The sequence below is a fragment of the Microlunatus speluncae genome (genome assembly GCF_009299835.1).
GTDB lineage: Bacteria > Actinomycetota > Actinomycetes > Propionibacteriales > Propionibacteriaceae > Microlunatus > Microlunatus speluncae.
The window spans coordinates 192784-213575 of the sequence record NZ_VKCZ01000004.1 but is presented as its reverse complement, the minus strand read 5'-3'; the positions used below and the strand labels follow the sequence as shown (position 1 = coordinate 213575).

Annotated in this window: 22 protein-coding genes; 11 read left to right on the top strand and 11 right to left on the bottom strand. The window is 71.2% G+C overall.

The annotated features are described in order from the left end of the window. The first annotated feature begins 3 nt into the window (after nucleotides 1-3). Nucleotides 4-1338: a family 4 glycosyl hydrolase gene (locus tag FNH24_RS07310; RefSeq protein ID WP_152361494.1), complete on the top strand. Its 1335-nt coding sequence runs from the start codon at nucleotides 4-6 to the stop codon at nucleotides 1336-1338. On the opposite strand, the gene FNH24_RS07305 is transcribed toward FNH24_RS07310, so the two are convergent. The 3 genes from FNH24_RS07305 to FNH24_RS07295 all read right to left on the bottom strand — a co-directional run bounded on the left by FNH24_RS07305 (nucleotide 1303) and on the right by FNH24_RS07295 (nucleotide 3771). Next, nucleotides 1303-1914 carry a cysteine dioxygenase family protein gene (locus tag FNH24_RS07305; protein ID WP_152361493.1) on the bottom strand — a complete coding sequence of 204 codons (612 nt, stop codon included), beginning with the start codon at nucleotides 1912-1914 and terminating at the stop codon, nucleotides 1303-1305. The two genes, FNH24_RS07310 and FNH24_RS07305, sit on opposite strands and share 36 nt — an antisense overlap. A gap of 28 nt (nucleotides 1915-1942) precedes the next feature. After that, the gene (locus FNH24_RS07300) at nucleotides 1943-2551 is read right to left on the bottom strand and encodes a dihydrofolate reductase family protein (protein ID WP_152361492.1); all 609 of its coding nucleotides are present in this window, start codon (nucleotides 2549-2551) and stop codon (nucleotides 1943-1945) included. Nucleotides 2552-2697: 146 nt separating this feature from the next. Beyond that, nucleotides 2698-3771 carry a glycosyltransferase family 4 protein gene (locus FNH24_RS07295; RefSeq protein WP_152361491.1) on the bottom strand — a complete coding sequence of 358 codons (1074 nt, stop codon included), beginning with the start codon at nucleotides 3769-3771 and terminating at the stop codon, nucleotides 2698-2700. 45 nt (nucleotides 3772-3816) lie between these two features. Between FNH24_RS07295 and FNH24_RS07290 the strand changes: the two genes are divergently transcribed. The 3 genes from FNH24_RS07290 to FNH24_RS07280 all read left to right on the top strand — a co-directional run bounded on the left by FNH24_RS07290 (nucleotide 3817) and on the right by FNH24_RS07280 (nucleotide 7022). Then, a complete protein-coding gene (locus FNH24_RS07290) occupies nucleotides 3817-5070 on the top strand; it encodes a sensor histidine kinase (RefSeq protein WP_152361490.1) in 1254 nt (417 codons plus the stop codon). Continuing rightward, the gene (locus tag FNH24_RS07285; RefSeq protein WP_152361489.1) at nucleotides 5067-5732 is read left to right on the top strand and encodes a response regulator; all 666 of its coding nucleotides are present in this window, start codon (nucleotides 5067-5069) and stop codon (nucleotides 5730-5732) included. The genes FNH24_RS07290 and FNH24_RS07285 overlap by 4 nt, the downstream gene beginning before the upstream one ends. Nucleotides 5733-5813: 81 nt before the next feature. Further along, nucleotides 5814-7022, top strand: coding sequence for a sensor histidine kinase (locus FNH24_RS07280; protein WP_152361488.1), 1209 nt, complete (start codon nucleotides 5814-5816; stop codon nucleotides 7020-7022). 43 nt (nucleotides 7023-7065) lie between these two features. On the opposite strand, the gene FNH24_RS07275 is transcribed toward FNH24_RS07280, so the two are convergent. Next, nucleotides 7066-8079 (bottom strand): Glu/Leu/Phe/Val dehydrogenase family protein, encoded by a 1014-nt coding sequence (locus FNH24_RS07275; protein WP_152361487.1) that lies wholly within the window; start codon nucleotides 8077-8079, stop codon nucleotides 7066-7068. 179 nt (nucleotides 8080-8258) lie between these two features. On the opposite strand from FNH24_RS07275, the gene FNH24_RS07270 reads away from it, so the two are divergent. Genes FNH24_RS07270 through FNH24_RS07260 form a run of 3 tightly spaced genes read left to right on the top strand, consistent with a single transcriptional unit; the run spans nucleotide 8259 to nucleotide 10844 of the window. Next, nucleotides 8259-9029, top strand: a complete 771-nt coding sequence (locus FNH24_RS07270; RefSeq protein ID WP_161606037.1) for an FkbM family methyltransferase — start codon at nucleotides 8259-8261, stop codon at nucleotides 9027-9029. Then, complete coding sequence (locus tag FNH24_RS07265) at nucleotides 9026-10399, top strand: glycosyltransferase (protein WP_152361485.1); 1374 nt, start codon at nucleotides 9026-9028, stop codon at nucleotides 10397-10399. Before FNH24_RS07270 ends, FNH24_RS07265 begins: the two co-directional genes overlap by 4 nt. Then, nucleotides 10365-10844: an NUDIX hydrolase gene (locus tag FNH24_RS07260; RefSeq protein ID WP_152361484.1), complete on the top strand. Its 480-nt coding sequence runs from the start codon at nucleotides 10365-10367 to the stop codon at nucleotides 10842-10844. The genes FNH24_RS07265 and FNH24_RS07260 overlap by 35 nt, the downstream gene beginning before the upstream one ends. Nucleotides 10845-10910: 66 nt before the next feature. Here the strand turns inward: FNH24_RS07260 and FNH24_RS07255 are convergent, their stop codons facing one another. Together FNH24_RS07255 and gcvT are read right to left on the bottom strand one after the other, a co-directional pair. Continuing rightward, a complete protein-coding gene (locus FNH24_RS07255) occupies nucleotides 10911-11207 on the bottom strand; it encodes a hypothetical protein (RefSeq protein WP_152361483.1) in 297 nt (98 codons plus the stop codon). Next, on the bottom strand, nucleotides 11204-12316 hold the full coding sequence (gene gcvT / locus FNH24_RS07250; RefSeq protein WP_152361482.1) for a glycine cleavage system aminomethyltransferase GcvT: 1113 nt from the start codon (nucleotides 12314-12316) through the stop codon (nucleotides 11204-11206). The genes FNH24_RS07255 and gcvT overlap by 4 nt, the downstream gene beginning before the upstream one ends. 77 nt (nucleotides 12317-12393) lie before the next feature. Between gcvT and FNH24_RS07245 the strand changes: the two genes are divergently transcribed. Together FNH24_RS07245 and FNH24_RS07240 are read left to right on the top strand one after the other, a co-directional pair. Further along, nucleotides 12394-13914, top strand: coding sequence for a leucyl aminopeptidase (locus FNH24_RS07245; RefSeq protein WP_152361481.1), 1521 nt, complete (start codon nucleotides 12394-12396; stop codon nucleotides 13912-13914). Between the two features lie 101 nt (nucleotides 13915-14015). Further along, complete coding sequence (locus tag FNH24_RS07240; protein WP_152361480.1) at nucleotides 14016-15203, top strand: sialidase family protein; 1188 nt, start codon at nucleotides 14016-14018, stop codon at nucleotides 15201-15203. Between the two features lie 332 nt (nucleotides 15204-15535). On the opposite strand, the gene FNH24_RS07235 is transcribed toward FNH24_RS07240, so the two are convergent. The 3 genes from FNH24_RS07235 to FNH24_RS07225 all read right to left on the bottom strand — a co-directional run bounded on the left by FNH24_RS07235 (nucleotide 15536) and on the right by FNH24_RS07225 (nucleotide 17266). Next, nucleotides 15536-15874, bottom strand: coding sequence for a hypothetical protein (locus tag FNH24_RS07235; protein WP_152361479.1), 339 nt, complete (start codon nucleotides 15872-15874; stop codon nucleotides 15536-15538). A gap of 73 nt (nucleotides 15875-15947) precedes the next feature. Beyond that, nucleotides 15948-16628 carry a TIGR03089 family protein gene (locus FNH24_RS07230; RefSeq protein WP_152361478.1) on the bottom strand — a complete coding sequence of 227 codons (681 nt, stop codon included), beginning with the start codon at nucleotides 16626-16628 and terminating at the stop codon, nucleotides 15948-15950. A 29-nt stretch (nucleotides 16629-16657) separates the two neighbouring features. Continuing rightward, a complete protein-coding gene (locus FNH24_RS07225) occupies nucleotides 16658-17266 on the bottom strand; it encodes a TetR/AcrR family transcriptional regulator (RefSeq protein ID WP_175047866.1) in 609 nt (202 codons plus the stop codon). Nucleotides 17267-17350: 84 nt separating this feature from the next. Here FNH24_RS07225 and FNH24_RS07220 point away from each other — a divergent pair, with 84 nt between their 5' ends. Continuing rightward, the gene (locus FNH24_RS07220) at nucleotides 17351-18016 is read left to right on the top strand and encodes an FMN-dependent NADH-azoreductase (protein WP_152361477.1); all 666 of its coding nucleotides are present in this window, start codon (nucleotides 17351-17353) and stop codon (nucleotides 18014-18016) included. A gap of 91 nt (nucleotides 18017-18107) precedes the next feature. On the opposite strand, the gene rocD is transcribed toward FNH24_RS07220, so the two are convergent. Then, on the bottom strand, nucleotides 18108-19319 hold the full coding sequence (gene rocD, locus FNH24_RS07215; protein WP_281351015.1) for an ornithine--oxo-acid transaminase: 1212 nt from the start codon (nucleotides 19317-19319) through the stop codon (nucleotides 18108-18110). After that, nucleotides 19316-20200: a dimethylargininase gene (ddaH, locus tag FNH24_RS07210; protein WP_152361476.1), complete on the bottom strand. Its 885-nt coding sequence runs from the start codon at nucleotides 20198-20200 to the stop codon at nucleotides 19316-19318. The genes rocD and ddaH overlap by 4 nt, the downstream gene beginning before the upstream one ends. Before the next feature lie 117 nt (nucleotides 20201-20317). Here ddaH and FNH24_RS07205 point away from each other — a divergent pair, with 117 nt between their 5' ends. Then, a complete protein-coding gene (locus tag FNH24_RS07205) occupies nucleotides 20318-20749 on the top strand; it encodes an Lrp/AsnC family transcriptional regulator (protein ID WP_152361475.1) in 432 nt (143 codons plus the stop codon). The last annotated feature ends 43 nt before the right edge of the window (nucleotides 20750-20792 follow it).

Here is a 20792-nt window from a genome sequence, read left to right as displayed (position 1 = left end):
CGAATGCGGTTGACGATCATCGGCGGCGGCGGCTTCCGGGTGCCGCTGATCTTCCGGGCCCTCGCCGCGGATCCGGAGCGGGTGATCGACGAGCTCGTGCTGTACGACACCGGAGCCGACCGGCTGCGGCGGATCGGCGCCGTGATCGCCGCGATGGCCGGGGCCGGCGGCGGGCCGGCGGTCCGGCTGGAGACCGACCTGGAAGCGGCCCTGCGCGGGGCCGACTTCGTGTTCCAGGCGATCCGGGTCGGCGGCACCGCGGGTCGGGTCTGCGACGAGCGGTCCGCGCTCGAGCTGGGGCTGCTGGGGCAGGAGACGACCGGGGCCGGCGGGCTCTGTTACGGGTTGCGGACCGTGCCGGTGGTGCTGCGGATCGCCGAGACCGTCCGCCGGGTCGCGCCGGAGGCCTGGCTGATCAACTTCACCAACCCGGCCGGGATGGTGACCGAGGCCGCCGCGACCGTGCTCGGCTCCCGGGTGATCGGCATCTGCGACTCCCCGGTCGGGCTGTTCCGCCGGGCCGGCCGCGCGCTCGGGCTACGGCTGGAGGACGCGGAGTTCGACTACGCCGGGCTGAACCACCTCGGCTGGCTGCGCCGGATCATGGTCGGTGATCATGATCGGCTGCCGGAGCTGCTGGCGGCCGACGACCTGCTCGGCCGGGTCGAGGAGGGGCGGCTGTTCGGCGGCGACTGGCTGCGCAGCCTGGGAGCCATCCCGAACGAATACCTCTGGTACTGGTACGCCACCGCCGACGCGGTCGACGCGATCACGGCGGCCGGCGAGACCCGCGGCGAGTATCTGGCCCGCCAGCAAGATCACTACTTCGCCGCCGGCGAGCGGGATCCCCTGGACCGGTGGGAGACCACCCGGCAGGCCCGGGAGGAGACCTACCTGGCCGAGGAGCGATCGGCCACCGGGGCCGGCGCCCGGGACGACGATGATCTTGCCGGCGGCGGCTACGAGGGGGTCGCGCTCGAGCTGATCAAGGCGATCGGCCGGGACCGCCCGGCCCGGCTGGTGCTCAACGTCGCCAACCGCGGCACCCTGACCGGGCTGGACGACGACGCGGTGGTCGAGGTGCCCTGCGTGGTGGACGGCACCGGCCCACGCCCGTTGCCGGCCGCGCCGCTGGAGCCGTACCAGCAGGGCGTGGTGATCACCATGAAGGACGTCGAACGTACGGTGATCACCGCGGCCCGGACCGGATCCCGATCACTCGCCGTCCGCGCCCTGGCCCTGCATCCATTGGTGGATTCGGTCCGGCACGCCCAATTGATCATCGACCGGCAACTGGCCGAGCTACCGCAGCTCCGTGAGGTGCTCGGCCGCCGCTGAGTCCTGTTGATCACCCGCCGCCGGATCGTCCCAGCCGGAGACGAACCGGTGCACCTCGCCGGTGGCCGGATCGTACGACGGCCGGCTCATGGTGCCGATGTTGCCGCCGTAGACGTGGATCCCGATCGTCGGCTCGTCGCCCTCGGCGACCACCGAGTGGACGTCGTCGTCGGTGGTGCAGCAGACCGTGACCTCACCGCGGCGCCAGACCTGCTCACCGGCCGGCGTCAGCGGCCCGACCGCGTCGGCGGCCGGCTTGAGGTAGCGGATCTCGCGTTCGGACCCCGAGTAGATGCCGACCACTCCCCACATCTCGTGCCCGTGCACGGGAGTGCGCTGGCCGACGTTCCAGACCACGGAGACCAGCGACCAGCGATCGTCGGGGGCGATGTAGAGCGGGTAGTTCTGGTGCCGGGTCGCCGACGGCCGGACGAACTCCGGCGGCAGCCGGTAGCCGCCGGCCAGCAGGGCGGACAGGTGCGGGGCGATCCGCTCGGTGATCTCGTACTGATCATCGGTGTCGGCGAGCACGAGCTCGACCTCGTCGATGAAGCCTTGCAGCTCCTGGGTGGTCATGATCAACTCCTCTGGATTTCGTCCGCGGTCAGCGCAGGACGCGGTAGGTGATGTGGCTGACGGTGCTCGCCGCCCGCCCGTAGGTCTGCTCCAGCTTCAGCGGCGGGACGCCGTCGAACAGCCGGGCGCCGCTGCCCAGGGTGATCGGCACGATGTGCAGCCGCAGCTCGTCGACCAGACCCGCCGCCAGATACTGGTTGATCGTCTCCGCGCCACCCTCGATCGAGATGTCGCCGTCACCGGCCGCCTCCCGCGCCCGCTCCAACGCCGCCTCGATCCCGTCGGTGACGAAGTGGTACGTCGTGCCGCCCTCCATCGGCTGCGGCTCGCGGGCATGGTGAGTCAGCACGAACACCGGGCCATGGAACGGCGGATCCTCGCCCCACCAACCGTTCCACGGCCGATCCCACTCACCCCGCACCGGACCGAACATGTTCCGGCCCATGATGTACGCGCCCGCCTTGGTGCCCAGATGCACCTCGGCCTGGTTCTCCTCAGCATGGTCGAACATCCAACTGTGCAAGGTGTTACCCCAGCCGTCACCGCCGTCCTCACCGAACGGACGCTCCTCGGACTGGTTCGGACCGGCCGCGTAACCGTCGGCCGAGATGGTCTGGTGGCAGGTGATCTTGCCCATGCTGGCGTCTCCTCGGAAGTGCTGGCCCACCGACGATTCCGGTGAACTGCGGGTACGCCTTCAGCATGAACCGGGACCTCCCCGGCGTCTAATGCTGATCTTGAACCAGTCCCATAGACGCGATCGATCTGTGCCCTTCGGGAGCGTCAGCGCGAGTCGGCCAGGCGCTGCGCCAGGTCGAGCAGAACGGCCGCGGAGCGGTCCCAGGAGAAGCGGGCCGCGTTGGCCCGGCCGGTTTCGACGATCCGCTGCCGTACCGTCTCGTCCTCCAGGGTGCGCACCTGCCCGGCCAGCGCCTCGGCATCCTCGGGCGGGAAGAACAGGGCGCCCGGCCCGGCCACCTCGGTGAAGATGTCGGTCTCGCTGCAGATGACCGGCACCCCGGCCCGCTGCGCCTCGACGATCGGCAGGCCGAAGCCCTCCACCTTCGACGCGGTCAGCAGGGCGTGGGCCCGGGTCAGCAGCTCCAGGTATCCGGCCTCGGTCACGCCGCGGTGGAAGATCACCGTCCGCTCCGCCGGGATCAGCGCCGACAGTTCCGCCTCGCGACCGGCGGAGATCGGGCTGACCAGATGGAGGGTGTAGTCCGGTGACAGGTGAGCCATGGCCTTGATCAACGTGCCCGTGTTCTTGTACGGCATGAACGAGCCGACATAGACCAGCTCGCGTCCGGACTCGCCGGCCTCGGGGATGTTGATCAACGGCGAGGGCGCGTTGCTGACCACGGTGATCGGCCGCCGGGTCAGCCGATAGCGCTCGATGTAGGACCGGGACGTCTCGCTGACCGTGGCCACCGCATCGGCCCGGTCCAGCACCAGCCGCTGCGGCCAGTAGGCCTGGTGAAACAGCCACCAGCCGAGCCGGATGTGCGGCGGCAGATTGGTCGGCGGGGTCGGATCGCGGTAGTAGATGATGTCCTGCAGGGTCAAGATCAACTTGAACCGTCGGCCGAGCGCGCCCATCGTCTGCAACGGCGTGAAGACCACGTCCGGCCGGTGCCGGTTGAGCCGCAGCGCCGTCACCGGCTCCAGCGCCGACGTCGGCCCGTGCAGCATGATCGTTTCGACGCCCGCCGGCAGCAGGTCCCGCTGCCCCGGATCGCTGATCAGGAACGTCACCGGGGCCTGCGCCGCGACCGCCCGGCCGAGCTCGGTGCTGTACCGGCTGACCCCGTCGTGGAAGTCGGTCCGGATGTAGCGGGCGTCGAAGAAGAACTTCACCGGAGCGACCCTAGTGCCCCTCGCCCGCGCCATTAGGCTGACTCCGTGCTGGATCAGCTGCGCGGTGGCCGGGTCGGCGGCTATCTGCGCCTGGCCGCCGGCGCCCGGGTGCCGCACACCACCGACGATCCGGCGTCCCGGCCGATCGTGCCGCACTGGCCCTTCCTCGGCTTCGCCGGCCTGCTCTTCGTGCTCAATCTGCCGGTGTACGGCTTCAGCCTCGGCTACGGCTGGGCGGCGCTCCCGGCCAGTCTGTTGCTCGCCGCGCCGGTGGCGGTCGCCTGGTCCCGGCCGATGATCGCCTGGGCGCTGGCGCTGATCCCGCTGATCGTCCTGCTGCCGGCGCACGCGCTGCTGTTTCCGGCGACGATGACGCCGTCCCCGTGGCTGGCCAACCAGCTGGCGGCGCACCTGCCGGTGATCTTTCTGGTCGCGATCTCGACGCCGCGCAGGATCTGCTATCCGGCGGTGTTGATCACCCTGGCCGCCGGGTTGTCGGCGATCCCGCAGGACTTCGGCCACAGCCTCAACGTGATCGTCCAGGGCGCCGTGATCTGGTCCCTGGCCACGGTCCTGGCCATGGTGCTGGGCCGGACCCGGCTGCAGCGGCGCAACGCGGTCGTCCGGATCGCCGAGGCGGAAGGCCGGCGCCAGGTGTTGGAGGAACGGACCCGGATCGCCCGCGAGCTGCATGACGTGGTCGCGCACCACATGTCGGTGATCGCCGTCCAGGCCTCGACCGCGTCGTACCGGATCAAGGCCGGCCCGCCGGCCGAGCTCGACGACGAGTTCCGGGCGATCGGCACCTCGGCCCGGGAGTCGCTGCGCGAACTGCGCCAGGTGCTCGACGTGCTCCGCGGCCGCGACGACGGCGGCCGGCCGGGGCTGGCCGACCTGCCGAAGCTGATCGAGTCGACCCGCCTGGCCGGGATCCCGGTCCGGCTGACCAGCCCGGATTCCCTACCGGAGCAGGAAAACCCGGAGCAGGAGAGCAGGGTCGAGTACGCCGCGTACCGGATCGTCCAGGAGGCGCTGAGCAACGTGATCAAGCATGCCGCCGGCGCCGCGACGACCGTCCGGATCGACCGGCCCGAGCCCGCCGTGCTGCGGGTCTCGGTGATCAACGAACCGTCCCGGCCAGGTCCACCGAACCCGGACGGCCACGGTCTGGTCGGGATGCGGGAGCGGGCCGGGGCGATCGGCGGTACGGTGCTCGTCGGCCCGACCGAGTCCGGTGGATTCCGGGTCGAGGCCACCCTGCCGCTGGCCGTACCGATCACGAAAGGAACCCGACGATGATCACGGTCCTGGTCGCCGATGATCAGGCGATGGTCCGCGCCGGCTTCGTGTCGCTGCTCGGCGCCCAGCCGGACATCCGGATCGTCGGCCAGGCCGCGGACGGGGCTGAGGCCGTCCGGTCCGCCCGCGAGCTCCGCCCGGACGTCGTGATCATGGACGTCCGGATGCCGGAGCTGGACGGCATCGAGGCGACCCGGCAACTGCTCGCCCCGGACTCCGCGCACCGCCCCAAGATCGTCGTGCTGACCACCTTCGACGTCGACGACTACGTGTTCTCGGCGCTGCGGCACGGCGCCAGCGGCTTCCTGCTCAAGGACTCGCCGCCGGAGGATCTGGTCACCGCCGTCCGCGTCGTCGCGGCCGGCGACGCCCTGCTCGCCCCGTCGGTCACCCGGCGGCTGATCGAGGACGTCACCGCCCGCCGCCCCGCCGACCGCGGCCTGGCCACGCGGCTGCGGACCCTCACCCCGCGCGAGGTCGAGGTGCTGCAGCTGATCGCCCTGGCCCTGTCCAACGCCGAGATCGCCACCCGGCTGTCCGTCGCCGAGGAGACCGTGAAGTCCCACGTCGGCCGGGTCTTCGGCAAGCTCGGCCTGCGCGACCGCGCCCAGGCCGTCGTCTTCGCGTACGAAAGCGGGCTGGTCACCCCCGGCACCCGCTAACCGACGCCGACTTGTCAGAACTGAGTTGTGCTATGACACAACTCAGTTCTGACAACTCGGCGGTGGACCTAAGCTGGGCCGGTGGCGGAGTCGCTGTGGGGCGGTGGGGTCGGCGGCTATCTGCGCCAGGTGACCGAGGTCCGGATCCCCCACATCCGAACTGATCCGAAGTCCCGACCGATGGTGCGCCCCTGGATCTTCATCGTCATCGCCCTGGCCGTGTACGTCGGCACCCTGATGGCCTTCCTCGGTCTCGGCTACGGGCCGGCGGCGATGCTGTTCAGCGGCATGTTCGCCGCCCCGATCGCACTCGTCTGGTTTCGGCCGATGATCGGCTGGGCGCTATCCCTGATGCCGCTGCTGGTGCTGTTGCCGGCCGACCGGATCGTCTTCAACGACTACCTCGATCCGTTTTCCTGGCTACTGTTCCAGGCACCGGTCCAACTCCCGGTGATCTACGCGTTCGCGCTCTCGGCCCCGCGCCGCGTCTGTTACCCGGCTGTGGTGATCACACTGATCACCGAGGCGCTCAGCCAACTGAACTCCGAGTTCGGCGGCGGTGTCTTCCAGAGCGCTGCCCTGCTCGTCCTGGCCACGATGTTGGCCGTCGTCCTCGGCCGGTTCCGGGTGCATCGGCGCACCGCCCGGGTCCGGATCGCCGAGGAGGAAGGGATGCGCCAGGTGCTCGAGGAACGCACCCGGCTCGCCCGCGAGCTGCACGACGTGGTCGCCCATCACATGTCGGTGATCGCGGTCCAGGCCTCGACCGCGCCGTACCGGCTCGATCCCGGCCGGCCCGAGGTCGACCGCGAGTTCCAGGCCATCGGGTCGTCGGCCCGGGAGGCGTTGCAGGAGTTGCGGCAGGTGCTCGACGTGCTGCGCGGTTCCGAGAGCGCCCCCACGCCGGGGCTGAACGACCTGCCGAAGTTGATCGAGTCGACCCGGCTGGCCGGCGTCCCGGTGCGGATGATCATGAACGGTTCCACCCTGGTGCCGGCGCCGGAGGTGCAGTACGCGGCGTACCGGATCGTCCAGGAGGGGCTGAGCAACGTGATCAAGCACGCTCCCGGTGCGGAGACCGCGGTCTGGATCGCGGTCCGGACGGCCGGCGTGGCGATCGATGTGATCAACGAGCGGCCGCCGGCCCGGTCCGGCCCACCGAACCCGTCCGGCCACGGTCTGATCGGGATGCGGGAGCGGGCCGAGGCGGTCGGCGGCACGCTGCTGGTCGGCCCGACCGACCGCGGCGGCTTCCAACTCCGCGCCGCCCTGCCGACTTGTCAGACGTGAGTTGTGCCCTGGGGCTACTCAATTCTGACAACTCAGCCTCCGGTCAGCGTTCGGCGGCCAATCGGGCGTGGGCTCGGTCGACCGCGGCCTGGGTGGTGGTGATCCCGGCGTCGCGGGCGCGTACCAGCAGCTCGGCGATCAGGTCGCCGATGGTCAGCACCCTCGCCCGGATCGCGGCCGAGTCGTGGTCGAGCAGCTGTCCCTGGAGGAAGATCACGCCGCCGGCGTTGGCACAGAAATCCGGCGCGTAGACGATCCCCCGCCGTTGCAGGTCCACGGCGACCTCCGGTGTGGCCAGCACGTTGTTGGCTCCGCCGGCGATCGCGCGGCAGCGCAGGCCTGCCACGGATTCCCGGTCGACGATCCCGCCGAGGGCGCAGGGCGCGAAAACGTCCAGTTCCGCGGTGATCATCGAGTCGGGCGTGATCACCGACGCGCCGGTGCGCGCCGCGAGCGCCGCCGCCCGCTCGGAGCGTACGTCGGCGACGGCCAGCACCGCCCCTTCGGCGGCCAGCAGCTCGGCCAGGGCCGTGCCGACGCGACCGGCCCCCTGGATGCCGATCCGAAGCCCGGTCAGGTCCTGCTGACCGAGGTGCCGGGCACAGGCCCGGATGGCGGCGGCGACCCCCAGCGCCGTCCAGGGTGACGGGTCCCCCTGCGCGCAGACCGGGGCCGTGACCTCACCGATCACCGCGAGGTCCGCCTGGTCGGTGCCGACATCGTTGACCGGGATGAACCGTCCGCCGAGGGTCGCGATCACCCGGCCGTGGGCGCGCAGCAGCTCGGCCGACTTGTCCGCCACCTCGCCGATCAACAGGCTCCAGCCGCCGCCGAGCTCGAGGTCCGAGACCGCCATCTTCAGCGTCATCGCCCGGGCCAGCGCCAGGCATTCCTCGATCGCGACGTCCGCGCTGGGATAGGAGGCCAGCCGGACCCCACCGAGGGCCGGGCCGAGGGTGGTGTCGTGGACCACGACGATCGACCTCGGCCGGCCTCGGCCGTCCCGCTCGATCAGTACGTGCTCGAACCCGGCGACGGACAGTTCTGTTACGGCCATGACGCCTCCTCCCGGCGATCCTTCATCGTGGCAGCGCTCGCCGCCGAATGTGTCGTTTCGCGGCCGCCCGGTCGGTTTCGGGCCGGTCGTCGTCACTCCGGAGGGTGAGGGCGGTGCACCATCGTTGCGCTCCTTCGGGGGATGGGGCCGGTGGGAATCCGTCCGTAGCTTCGGTCGACATGATCACCCGACAGCAGCACAGGGCCGCCGCACCGTCCCGGATCGGGCTGGCCCGGGCGCTCCGGGGCAGCGCCGCGCTCGGGCTGGCCGAGCCCGAGCTGCGGGGGCTTGATCAACTCGTCCGGCCCGGTGACGTCTGCTTCGACATCGGCGCCGGTTACGGCATGTACACCTTCCCCCTGGCCGAGCTGGTCGGACGGTCCGGGCAGGTGCACAGCTTCGAGCCGCTGCCCGTGCCGCACCGGATCCTCAGCCGGCTCCGCGCGGCCGCCGGCGCGGACCAGGTCCGCCTCCATCACGCGGCACTCGGCCCGCGGGCCGGTGATCAGGAACTGACGTTGCCGTACCGGTTCGGGCTGCCGATCCACGGCTGGGCCCACCTCCGGTCGGGGCAGGTCGGCCCGGGCCGCCGGATCTCCTTCTCCAGCACCCGGACCTTGATCACCCCGGTGAGCACCGTGGACGACGTCTGCCGGGAACAGCGGATCGGGCGGGTGCGGTTTCTCAAGATCGACGTCGAGGGCTTCGAGCCCTCGGTGCTGGCCGGCGCCGAGCGCATCCTCGAGCGAGACCGGCCCAGCCTGCTGCTGGAGATCGAGGACCGGCATCTGATCAGGTACGGCCGGACCGCGGCCGAGGTCGCCGGTTCGCTGACCGCGCGCGGGTACGGCATGTTCGCCTGGCGCTCCGGGCGCTGGACCCCGGTGGCCGAAGTGACCACGGCGGGGCGCAACTATCTGTTCAGCACCGAGGCCGTCGCGGCCCGGTGAGCGAACCGATCCGGGTCGCCATCGTCTGCGACTACCTGCTCGACTACCTCGGCGGCGCCCAGACCGCTCTGCTGGAACAGGCCCGCGCCCTGGCCGCGGCCGGCCACGAGGTGATCTTGATCGCCCCCGCCACCCCGTTCCCTGAGCCGACCACCGCACCGTTCCCTGAGCCGACCACTGCACCGTTCCCTGAGCCGACCACTGCACCGTTCCCTGAGCCTGTCGAAGGGCAATCCACCTCCCGCCCCGAATCCACCGGCTTCCACCTGATCAAGGTGCCGTTCCGCGTCACCCTTCCCGGCCTGCGGCTTCCGGTGATCACCAACTCCGCCGAACTCCGCTCCCGGCTGCGGGCCTGGTTCCGCGAGCACCGGATCGAGATGGTCCACCTGCATTCGGAGTTCGGCCTCGCCGCGGCCGCGGTCGACGTGGCCGGCGAGCTCGGACTGCCGGTCGTGCACTCCGTGCACACCTTCTTCTGGCAGTCCGACTTCCCGGCCCAGCGGGCCCTGGCTGCCGCGGTGGACCGCTTCCACGGGCGGCTCACCGGCTGGCCCCGCGACCGCCCGACGGCGGTTCTGGCGGACCGGCCGGGCGACGCGGCGCTACGGACGATGACCTGGCGGATGGCTCGGCGCGCACGGCTGGTGATCTCCCCGTCCGCGCACCAGGCCGAACGGCTGCGGGCCGCCGGGATCACCCGCCTGCGGGTGATTCCGAACACGCTGACCGGACAATCGGAGCCGGCCGAGCCGCCGCCGGCCCGACCGGTCAAGATCATCTGGGCCGGCCGCTGCGGTCCGGAGAAGCGGCTGCTGCCCTTCGTCCGGGGCGCGGTCCGGGCCCTCGACCGGGTCGGCGCCGGCCGGCTGGCGATCACGATCGCCGGCGACGGCGAGCAGCTGCCCGCCGCCCGGCGGATCGCCCGGGACCACCCCGCGATCACCTTCCTCGGCCGCCGGCCGCACGCGGAGATCGTCCGACTGCTCCATGATCATCACCTGTTGGCCCTGACCTCGTACGGCTTCGACAACCAGCCGATGTCCATCGTCGAGGCGATCCTGGCCGGCCGCGGCGTGCTCTACTGCGATCCGCGGCTGACCGAGGGCACGACGAACGACGACCGGCCGGCCGCCGGCATCCTCACCGACGGGCCCGACGAGGCGTCCTGGACCGAGCGCCTGATCGAGTTGGCCGAGGACCCCGGGCGGGCGGCGGCGGCCTGCCAGGCCGCGGTGACGACCCGAGCGATCTTCCGGCCCGAGACGTTCCTGACCAAGATCACCGCCGCGTACCGATCGGTGGCGGTGAACTCCGCCGGGTTAGGGTCGTCCGGTGCCGACTCCCGACTACATCAGCCGCCTGCGTGAAAAGATCGGCACCGAACTGTTGCTGCTGCCCGGAGTGGCCGGTGTCGTGGTCGACGGGGAGCCGGGGGCCGAGCGGGTGCTGCTCGGCCGACGCTCCGACACCGGCCGCTGGGCCTCGGTCGGCGGGATCGTCGAGCCGGGCGAACATCCGGCCACCTGCATCGTGCGCGAGATCGCCGAAGAGGTTTCGGTCGAGGCCGTCGTCGACCGGCTGGTGCTGGTCAGCACCGGCCCGCCGATCACCTATCCGAACGGCGACCGGTGCCAGTTCGTCAGCAACGTCTTCCGCTGCAGCTGGATCTCCGGCGAGCCGGCGGTCGGCGACGAGGAGTCGACCGACGTCGGCTGGTTCGCCGTCACCGATCTGCCCGACGTGTCCGAGCAGGAGCGGCGCCGGATCATGCTTGCTCTGCCGCGCGATGCCCCACCCGTCATCGATCAGTGACGCCGCTGGTTCGGTTCCTGACCCCGATCCCGGTGATCTCGATTCCTCGGAGCGTCGTGACGTGGCTCAGTGAGCGACGGCGTCCCGGCGGCGACGTACGTCCTTGATCAGTAGGAAGCCACCGAACACGGCCAGCAGGCCGCCGGCGCCGACCACGATCGGCCGGGCGACCGCCGCCTTGGAGATCCGGTCGGCATAGCTCTCCGCCGCGCTGCCGTCGGCCTTCAGGCAGGTGCTGCCCGGCGTCATCGGGACACCGCGACAGGTCAACGTCTCGGCCGCGCCGAGGGTGAACGGGTAGGCCATGATCAACAACCCGACGATGATCACGGCGAGGTGGGTGATCCGGGCCCTGGTGATCACGGCTCGCGCACCCCGGGAGTGACGAACGGCGGCTTGGTGATCACGAATTCCTCGGTCCGGCCGCGGACGTCGACGCTGACCACGTCACCGTCGGTCCGGTCGGCGTCGATCAGGGCCAGCCCGATCGGTTGCCGCAGGGTCGGCGAATAGGTGGCGGAGGTGACGGTGCCGATCACGGCGCCGGCGGCGACCACGTCCATCCCGGGACGGGCCGGCCGGCGACCGGTCGCCTTCAGCCCGCGCAACAGCCGGTCCGGCCCCTCGGCCTTCAGCGCCCGCAACGCCTCTGCACCGAAGAAGGTCTCCTTCTTCCAGCCCACGGCCCAGCCGAGTCGGGCGTGCACCGGGGTGATCTCGAGCGAGATGTCCTGGCCGTGCAGCGGATAGCCCATCTCGGTCCGCAACGTGTCACGGGCGCCCAGACCGGCCGGCTGCAGCCCGTACGGCTCCCCGGCGGCGACCACCCGGTCCCACAGCGAGGCGCCGACCTCGGCCGGCGCGACCAGCTCGTAGCCGCGCTCACCGGTGTAGCCGGTGCGGCAGACGGTGACCTCGGCCCCGTCGTGGTCGGCGATCACGAACGACATGTACGGGTGGCCGGCCTCGAACCCGGCGGTCCGCAGCACCTCGTCCGAATGCGGTCCCTGGATCGCGATCACCACGAAGTCGGGGTGCCGATCGGTGACCGTGACCCCCTCCGGCGCGGCCTCGCCGAGGATCCGCACCACCTCCGCGCAGTTGGCGGCGTTGGGGATCAGGAACACCTCGTCGGGCGACTTCAGATAGGCGATCAGGTCGTCCACGACCCCGCCGGATTCGTTGCAGAGCAGGGAATACTGCGCCTTGCCCGGCGTGATCTTGGTCAGGTCCGCGGTCAGGCAGCGGTTCACGAAGTCGGCCGCGCCCGGGCCGGCCACCGCGGCCTTGCCCAGATGGCTGACGTCGAAGATGCCGACCGCGTCGCGGACCGCCGCGTGCTCCGCGAGCACCCCCGCGCCCGCGTACTCGACGGGCATCAGCCAGCCGCCGAACTCCGCCCATTTCGCGCCGATGGCCTCGTGCCGATCATGCAACGGTGATCGGGTCGGCTCAGTCTCTCCGCTGCCCACCCCGCGAACCTACCTCACGGGTTCCGGTCCGGCCGCCCCCGAGCACCGGCCGGGGGATAACCTGATGGCTCACTCGAATGCCACCCGCACCGACGAGAGGTCGCACGTTGCCCGCTCCCACCCTGCCGTCGATCGGCCTGGCCAAGACCCTTCCCCGCAGCTGCGACGTGTTGATCATCGGCCTGAGCACGCAGGGCGTGGTTGCCGTGCCCGAGGCGATCGAGAAGGCGCAGACGAAACGCTTCGGCGTCTCGGTGACCGATCTGGCCCGATCCCTCGGAGCCAAGCCCGACGAGGGCAAGACGGTGATCCTGCCGGCCGCCGGCGACGGACCGCGGTTGCTGGTCGCCGGACTCGGCGCCGACGAGCCGACCCCCGAAGGGCTGCGCCGGGTTGCCGGCGCTGCCGTACGCCAGGCGGGCGGGCTCGCCGAGGAGGCGTCGCTGTCGATCGCGCTCGCCCTGCCGGCCGAGGATCCCGAGACCCTGCAGGCGGTGCTGGAGGGCGCGCTGCTCGGCAGCTACCGCTACCAGCCGATCTCGGCCAAGACCCAGCACCCGCAGATCGATCAGCTGACCGTGATCAACGACGCCAAGGCCGGCACCGACCTGGTGGACCGGGCCCGGATCATCGCCGGTGCCGTCGCCCAGGCGCGGGACTGGGTCAACCTGCCGCCGAACCTGCTGTTCCCGGACAGCCTCGCCGAGGACGCCCGGGCCCTGGTCCGCGATGCCCGGATCAACGTCGAGGTGCTGGACGAGAAGGCGTTGCAGAAGGGCGGCTACGGCGGCATCCTCGGCGTCGGCGGCGGGTCGTCCCGGCCGCCGCGGCTGGTCCGGTTCGGCTACACGCCGCGCGGCGCGAAGGCCCACCTGGCCCTGGTCGGCAAGGGGATCACGTTCGACTCCGGCGGGCTCAACCTCAAGCCGGGCGACAGCATGTACACGATGAAGTCGGACATGGCGGGAGCCGCGGCGGTGCTGTCGGCGATCTCGGCGATCGCCCGGCTCGGCCTGCGGGTCACGGTCACCGGGTACGCGGCGCTGGCGGAGAACCTGCCGTCCGACACGTCGTACCGGCCGTCGGACGTGCTCACCATGTACGGCGGCAAGACGGTGGAGAACGGCAACACCGACGCCGAGGGCCGGCTGGTGATGGCCGACGCGATCGTCCGGGCCGGCGAGGACAAGCCGGACCTGATCGTCGACGTGGCGACCCTGACCGGGGCCTGTGTCGTCGCCCTGGGCAACCGGACCAGCGGCCTGATGGCCGCCGACGACGAGACTGCGGATCGGGTGCTGGACGCGGCCGAGGCGGCCGGCGAGGCGGCCTGGCAGCTGCCGATCCCGACCGAGACCCGGGCCAAGCTCGACTCGAAGGTCGCCGACCTGCGCTCGACCGGCACCGACCGGGCCGGGGGTGCGCTGATCGCCGCGGCGTTCCTGCGCGAGTTCGTACCGGACAACGTCGGCTGGGCCCACCTGGACATCGCCGGCTCCGCGTTCAACGGCGGCGAGCCGTACGGTTACACGCCGGCCGGCGGCACCGGGGTGGCGGTCCGGACGCTGATCGCGCTCGCGGAGTCGATGCAGGACTGAGGTCTGCTCCGTTCCGTTGACATGGAACGACGTGCCAGATAGGCAGGGATGCAGCCAACGCAGCGACCCCGCAGCTGCCCGGCCCGCTTCCAGGAGCCACCATGCCGAATCGTCGCACCCTGCTCACCACCGCCGCCCTGGGCGTCACCGCCGCCGCCCTCGGCCGGCAGCCCGCGTCCGCCGCTCCGAGAACCGCACCGGACGACGTCCGGCCGGCATCGGGATCGGGCACCCGGACCGACCCGGTCATCGTCGCCACCGCTCCAGCCGGGCGGATGGCGTTCTTCCCCGACATGATCCGGCTGGCCGACGGCCGGCTGCTGGTCGGCTACCGGGATTCGGTCAGCCACATCGCGCAGGACGGCCGGATCCTGGTGGTGGAGAGCTCCGACGACGGCCGGACCTGGTCCGAGCCGCGAGTCGCCGTCGACACCTCGATCGACGACCGCGACCCGAAGCTGGTGCAGCTGCGCGACGGCACGATCCTGATGAACTTCTTCCGCACCGACTGGACCGGCTATCCGAGTCAGAATCCGGCGACCCTGGTCGGCACCTTCGTCGCCCGGTCCACCGACGGCGGCCGGACCTGGAGCGAGCCGGTGCAGGTCGGCACCGCGATGTCCGGTCCGTCCGACGTGATCGTCGGCGCCTACTACGCCGGGCACGCGGCGACCCACGGGCCGATCGTCGAGCTGCCGGACGGTGACCTGCTCGTCCCGCTGTACGGCCGGCTGCCCGAAGGCGGCAACGGCCCGGCGACGGTGGTGCGATCCAGCGACGGCGGGCTGACCTGGCCCGAGGCGGGCGAGGCCTTCATCGGCCACACCACCGGCCTCGACTATCAGGAACCCAATCTCTCGGTGCTCCGCGACGGCTCACTGCTGTCGATCATCCGGACGTCGCGCAACCTGGCCTACGTGTCCTTCTCCGACGATGAGGGCCGGTCCTGGAGCACGCCGGTCGACAGCGGCCTGCCGGCCTCGTCGCACCACCAGCTACGGCTGCGCAACGGCGCGATCCTGTTCACCTACGGCGACCCGTCGGGCAAGATCAACTCCGGCCGGCCGACCCTCGGCCGGATCCTCCGCCACCCCGAGCGCGGCATCGGCGACGAGCCCGAGCTCCTGGTCTACGACGCCGCCATCCACGGCGCCCCCACCTTCGACCAGGCCAACCCCTCCAGCGTCGCCTTCTCCCCCGCCCGCTACTTCACCGTCACCTCCGACCCGTACCTGAAGTCCATCGTCGGCGTCTACACCAAAGCCGGCGACTACCTCCACCGCCCCTAACCGCCCCCCAAACGCCGAGTTGTCAGAACTGAGTTGTGCCAGAGCACAACTCAGTTCTGACAACTCGGCGTAGGGGTGTGGATAACGGAGACCAACCAACCAGCATGCAGTCTTTTTCGTGACACGCCCGACCTGAGCACTCGGCGGAGCCGACGAATGGCGTCCGCCCACCCCCTCGAGGCTCGGGTCTCCCTCAGCGTGCGGCACTCAGGTGCCTTCGCCCCACCTTCTGCGACTTCGCCCCCGAAGTAACCGGCGCGAAGAGCGAGGAAAGGGCGCGAAGGCGGCGCGATGCGTGGAAATCCAGCTCGCTGCCTCCGAGTTGCCGGGGGTCAGGCGGGTGGGCGCTTCTTCATCCGGGTGTTGTAGTCGCGCATCCGTTGCGGGTAGCCGACCACGGCCGCGTCGTAGCCGGGGATCTCGAGGTGCTCGGCGAAGGCGTGGCCCCACTGCGGGGTGGGGATGGTGCGGCGGGTCCACTCGCCGTCGTACGCGACCAGCAGCAGCGAGGTCTGGGTGACGGAGGTCTGCGGCTCGACGAAGGCCTCGACGCCGCGACGGTTCTGGACGAACTCGGTCAGGTGCCGCGTCACGGCGTCGTCGACCGATCCAGCGCGCGCCGAACGAGCACCGCGTCGCAGCCGTTCCGCGCCGCGTTTGAGCCAACCCATGCGACCCATTATGTCCGGCCGCTCCAGGTCGCCGGCGTCTTCCGGCGCGCCGAGTCGCGGATCCGCCGGCCGGTCAGGGCGTGGGGTCGACCCGTTCTTCGGCGAGCCGGCGCTCCAGGGTCGCCGGGTCGGCCCCGTTGACCAGCAGCACCGATCCGTCGCCGGCCCAGACGGCGAGGCACCGGCGGATGAAGTCCGCGCCGGTCTCGGTGACCAGCACCCGGCCGCCGGCCGGTCCCGCCGGCACGAGTCCGGCGTAGTCGAGTTCGCCGTCGGCGGCGACCAGAGCCCGGTCACCGGCCGCCGGACTGGCGGGGGCGATCAGGACGTCCGGGAAGCCGGAGATCTCGGCCGCCTCGTCCACCGCCCCGGCCGGCAACGGGCCGGGGTGACGTCGGGCCAGCATCGGCAGGGTGACCACGATCAGCGGATCGGCGGCCGTGGCCGGGTCGTCGGTGATCGTCAACGAAGCGTCGGCCGACCCGGTCAGGTCCAGGGTGGCGCCGGTGGCGAAGACCCCGAGGGCCCAGTAGAGCGTGCGCCAGTGGCCGTCCGGCAGCCGGATCGTGATCACCGTCCCCGGTGCGGCCTCGAACTCCTCGACCAGCAGATTGGCGGCCTTGGCGACCCAGTTGTCCAGGGCGACGGCCGAGAGTTCGATCCGTTCACCCGAGGTCTCGTCGTAGTACGTGACCCGGGGGCGGGTCCCGTCCGACCGCAGCAGGTCGGCCATGATCATCGCTGGCGTACGCACGCGGTCAGACTGCCACAGGCCCGGCAGCCTCACGCCTCGGGACCGGCGGCCGTCAGGGCTCGGGCGAACTGGGTCAGGGATCGCTCGATCGCGCGTAGCGAGGCGCCGAAACGCCGGGTCTCCAGGAACACCTCCGGCGCCAGCGGCGCCAGTAGCAGCTCGGCGACGACCTCGGGGTCCGCGACACCGGCCGCACGGGTCAGGTGCCGCAGATGCAGCCGCCAGAAGCGGTACGCACCGGTCTCGAACCGGGCCTGGCCGACCTCGCTGGCCAGCACCAGGGCGGCGTGGCTGTGCAGCAACTGGACCATCGCGGCGTAGAAGGCGACCAGCCGATCGGGCGGAGCGGCGCCGGGCCCGAGCGGCGGCGGCCCGGAGATGATCAGTTCCTGCAGTTCGCGTTCGTGCTGATCCAGCAGCGCCTCGGCGATGGCGCCGATCGACGGATAGCGGCGATAGAGGGTGGCCCGCCCGACGCCGGCCTGCTTGGCCACATCGTCCATCGTCACCGTGCGCGGATCCCGCTCGGCGAACAGCCGGGCGGCGGCGGCGAGGACCCGCTGCCGATTGCGGCCCGCGTCCGCGCGTTCGGCCGGCCGGCTGCCTGCCGCCGGGTTCAGCAAGTCACGACCGACCACCCGCCGAGCCTATCAACCGGACACCTTGTCCACTTGTGTTAGCCTCGCGAATTAACCGGACACATTGACCACTTAGGGACTCCCATGAACCTGTTGCATCTCGACGCGAGCGCCCGGCCGCGATCGATCTCGCGCGAGCTGGGCCGAGCTTTCGTGACAGCCTGGCGGCACCGGCTGCCCGATTCCGGGTACGTCCACCGCGACCTGGCCGCCGAGCCGGTCCCGCCGATCACCGCCGCCTGGACCGAGATCTGCGACAACCTGATGCGGGACGAGATCACGGCGCTGGACCGGCTGACCGAGGGCGCGCGTACCGATGATCAACGGGCGGCCTGGTCGGTGATCGAGCCGTTGCTGACCGAATTGATCACCGCGGACGTGGTGTTGATCACCACGCCGATGTACAACTACGGCGCCCCGGCCGCACTCAAGGCCTGGATCGACCAGGTCACCTTCCCGCGGATGGATCTCGCGCCGCGACGCTTCGTCGTCCTCGCCGCCCGCGGCGGCAGCTATGCCCCGGGCGCGCCCAACGCCGGCGTCGAGCACCTGCTGACCTACCTGACCGACTTCGTCACCGGCCACTTCCGCCTGCCGGCGCCCCGCACTCTGGCGGTCGACCTGGCCAACGCGCGCGTCGATCCGCTGCTCGAGTCCCGGCGGCAGGAGTATCAGGCGTCCCTGCGCCAGGCCCGGCACGGCATCGACGCGCTGGTCGCCGACCTGCTCACCGAACGCAGAGCGGCCTGAACGCCCGGCCCTGCCGCCGACAACCCCGAGTTGTCAGAACTAGGGGACGCCAGAGCGGCCCCTAGTTCTGACAACTCGGGGTTGTGGCGGGTCAGTGGGGCGGGAGGACGGCGGCCAGTTGATCGACGGCGAAGCTGATCTCCTCGGCGGTGATCACCAACGGGGGTGCGAAGCGAATGGTCGAACCGTGGGTGTCCTTGACCAGCACCCCACGCTCCAGCAACCGTTCGGAGATGGCCCGGCCGGTGCCGATCGCCGGGTCGATGTCCACCCCGGCCCACAATCCGCGGCCACGGACGGCGGTCACGCCGGAGCCGACCAGGGCCTGCAGTCGATCATGGAGCAGCACCCCGAGCCCGGCCGCCCGGCGCTGAAACTCCCCCGACTCCAGCAGCCCGACCACGCAGCTGCCGACCGCGGCCGCCAGCGGGTTGCCGCCGAAGGTCGAGCCGTGCTGCCCCGGCTGCAGGACGCCGAGCACCTCGGCGTCGCCGACCACCGCCGAGACCGGCACCACCCCTCCACCCAGCGCCTTGCCGAGCAGGTAGAGATCCGGCACGACGCCCACGTGATCACTGGCGAAGGTCGCCCCGGTCCGGCCCAGCCCGGACTGGATCTCGTCGCAGATCAACAACATCCGGCGCCGGTCGCACAGCTCCCGCAGGCCCGGCAGGTAGTCGGGCGGCGGCACGATCACCCCCGCCTCACCCTGGATCGGCTCGGCCAGCACGGCGACGGTCCGATCGGTGACCGCCGCGGCCACCGCCTCGGCATCGCCGTACGGGACGGTGACGAAGCCCGGCGTGAAGGGACCGAACCCGGCCCGGGCCTCGGGATCGTCGGAGAAGCTGATCACCGTGATCGTGCGGCCGTGGAAGTTGCCGCCGGCGACGATGATCTCCGGCTCGGCGATGCCGCGGACGTCGTGGCCCCACTTCCGGGCCACCTTGATCCCGCTCTCCACCGCCTCGGCGCCGGTGTTCATCGGCAGCACCATCTCCTTGCCACACAGGGCGGCGAGCCGGGCCGAGAACGGCCCCAACTGGTCGGAGTGGAACGCCCGCGAGGTCAGGGTGACCCGGCCCAGCTGCCGGACCGCGGCGTCGATGATCATCGGATGCCGGTGGCCGAAGTTGACCGCGGAGTAGGCGGCCAGGCAGTCCAGGTAGCGCCGGCCGTCAACGTCGGTCACCCAGGCACCGTCGCCGGATTCGATCACCACCGGCAGCGGGTGGTAGTTGTGCGCCAGGTGCTGCTGCTCCTGCTCGATCAGTCCCTCGCCGGTGATCATGGTGGTCATCATCGCTCTCCGTTCCGTCGCAGTTCCAGCGTGCAGCACTTGATTCCGCCACCACCCTTGAGCAGCTCCGGCATGGCGACCGGCACCGGGACGTAGCCACGCAACTCCAGGTCGTGCGCCAGGTCGGTCGCGGCGGCGGCCATGATCACGTTCCGACCGTCGGAGACCAGGTTGAGCCCGAGCACGGCGGCGTCGGCCTCGGTCGCGATCACCGCATCCGGGTAGCGGCGAGCCAGCTCGGCCCGGCTGGCCGGCGCGAACGCCCCCGGCAGGTAGGCGATGGAGTCGTCGCCCAGCACGGCCAGCGCCGTGTCCAGGTGATAGAAGCGCGGATCGATCAACTCGAGCGTGATCACCTCGAGGCCGGTCAGCCGGGCCACCTCGGCATGCGCGGCCGGAGTGGTCCGGAAGCCCGTACCGGCCAAGATCACCGACGTCGGCACCGCGCCCGCCAGTCCACTCGAACCGACGACCAGGAAGTCGCCCTCACCCTCGTTGATCTCCGCCGGCAGCAGCACCGGCCCGAGCCCGGCGCGCTCCAGCCAGTCGGCATAGACCGCGGCCTCGGCGGCGCGCTGCGGGAAGGCGAAGCGCGCTCCGACCGTGGCCCCCGGCGTCACCAGGGCCCCGTTGGCGGCGTAGACCAGGTCGGGCAGCCCGGCGACCGGCGCCAGCTCGTCGACCCGATGACCCAGCCGCCGGTACGTGTCCCGCAGCCCCCGCCACTCGGCCAGGGCGCGATCGCGGTCGACCGGCACGGCCGGATCCATCCACGGGTTGATGGCGTACGTCACCGCGAAGTGCGCCGGCGGCGTCATCAGGTAGCGACGGAGCCGTGCTCGTCGCTCGGGCGCGCGTCCGGGCGCCAGGGTCAGGTCGGTCATGAGCCAAAGCTAAGGGCCACCCGGATTGCAATCAATCCACATTTCTTGCTCGATCCAGCTCAGTCTGTTGCGCGATCTGTGCCGATACGGCGATTCGTTGCGCTACCCTGTCAAGCCATGGACGCACTGGACGAACGAATCGTCGAACGCCTCGCCGGAAACGCCCGCGCCACGTTCGCCGAGCTCGGGGCCGAGGTCGGCCTGTCGGCTCCGGCGGTGAAACGCCGGGTCGACCGGATGGTCGCCGACGGCACCATCGCCGGGTTCACCGCGATGATCGATCCGGCGGCGCTGGGCTGGGGCACCGAGGCCTACGTCCAGGTGTATTGCAAGGGCACGATCTCGCCGGAAAGCCTGCAGCGGATCTGGGAACCGGTGCCGGAGATCGTCAGCGCCAGCACGATCACCGGCCAGGCCGACGCGATCCTGCGGGTCCGGGCCCGGGACGTGCAGCACCTGGAGCGAGCCCTGGAACGGATCCGGGAGGACGACACGGTCGACCGGACCGAATCGATCATCGTCCTGTCCCGGCTGATCGAGCGGGGCTAGTGTCGCGGCACCTGGACGAGGTTGCGCCCCGCGACCGATAGCG

Excerpts from the sequence above, each read along its gene's own strand:
- FNH24_RS07310 (WP_152361494.1), top strand. The coding sequence starts at position 4 with ATGCGGTTGACGATCATCGGCGGCGGCGGCTTCCGGGTGCCGCTGATC.
- FNH24_RS07305 (WP_152361493.1), bottom strand. The coding sequence starts at position 1,914 with ATGACCACCCAGGAGCTGCAAGGCTTCATCGACGAGGTCGAGCTCGTG.
- FNH24_RS07300 (WP_152361492.1), bottom strand. The coding sequence starts at position 2,551 with ATGGGCAAGATCACCTGCCACCAGACCATCTCGGCCGACGGTTACGCG.
- FNH24_RS07285 (WP_152361489.1), top strand. The coding sequence starts at position 5,067 with ATGATCACGGTCCTGGTCGCCGATGATCAGGCGATGGTCCGCGCCGGC.
- FNH24_RS07275 (WP_152361487.1), bottom strand. The coding sequence starts at position 8,079 with ATGGCCGTAACAGAACTGTCCGTCGCCGGGTTCGAGCACGTACTGATC.
- FNH24_RS07270 (WP_161606037.1), top strand. The coding sequence starts at position 8,259 with ATGATCACCCGACAGCAGCACAGGGCCGCCGCACCGTCCCGGATCGGG.
- FNH24_RS07245 (WP_152361481.1), top strand. The coding sequence starts at position 12,394 with ATGCCACCCGCACCGACGAGAGGTCGCACGTTGCCCGCTCCCACCCTG.
- FNH24_RS07240 (WP_152361480.1), top strand. The coding sequence starts at position 14,016 with ATGCCGAATCGTCGCACCCTGCTCACCACCGCCGCCCTGGGCGTCACC.
- FNH24_RS07235 (WP_152361479.1), bottom strand. The coding sequence starts at position 15,874 with ATGGGTTGGCTCAAACGCGGCGCGGAACGGCTGCGACGCGGTGCTCGT.
- FNH24_RS07220 (WP_152361477.1), top strand. The coding sequence starts at position 17,351 with ATGAACCTGTTGCATCTCGACGCGAGCGCCCGGCCGCGATCGATCTCG.
- rocD (WP_281351015.1), bottom strand. The coding sequence starts at position 19,319 with ATGATGACCACCATGATCACCGGCGAGGGACTGATCGAGCAGGAGCAG.
- ddaH (WP_152361476.1), bottom strand. The coding sequence starts at position 20,200 with ATGACCGACCTGACCCTGGCGCCCGGACGCGCGCCCGAGCGACGAGCA.
- FNH24_RS07205 (WP_152361475.1), top strand. The coding sequence starts at position 20,318 with ATGGACGCACTGGACGAACGAATCGTCGAACGCCTCGCCGGAAACGCC.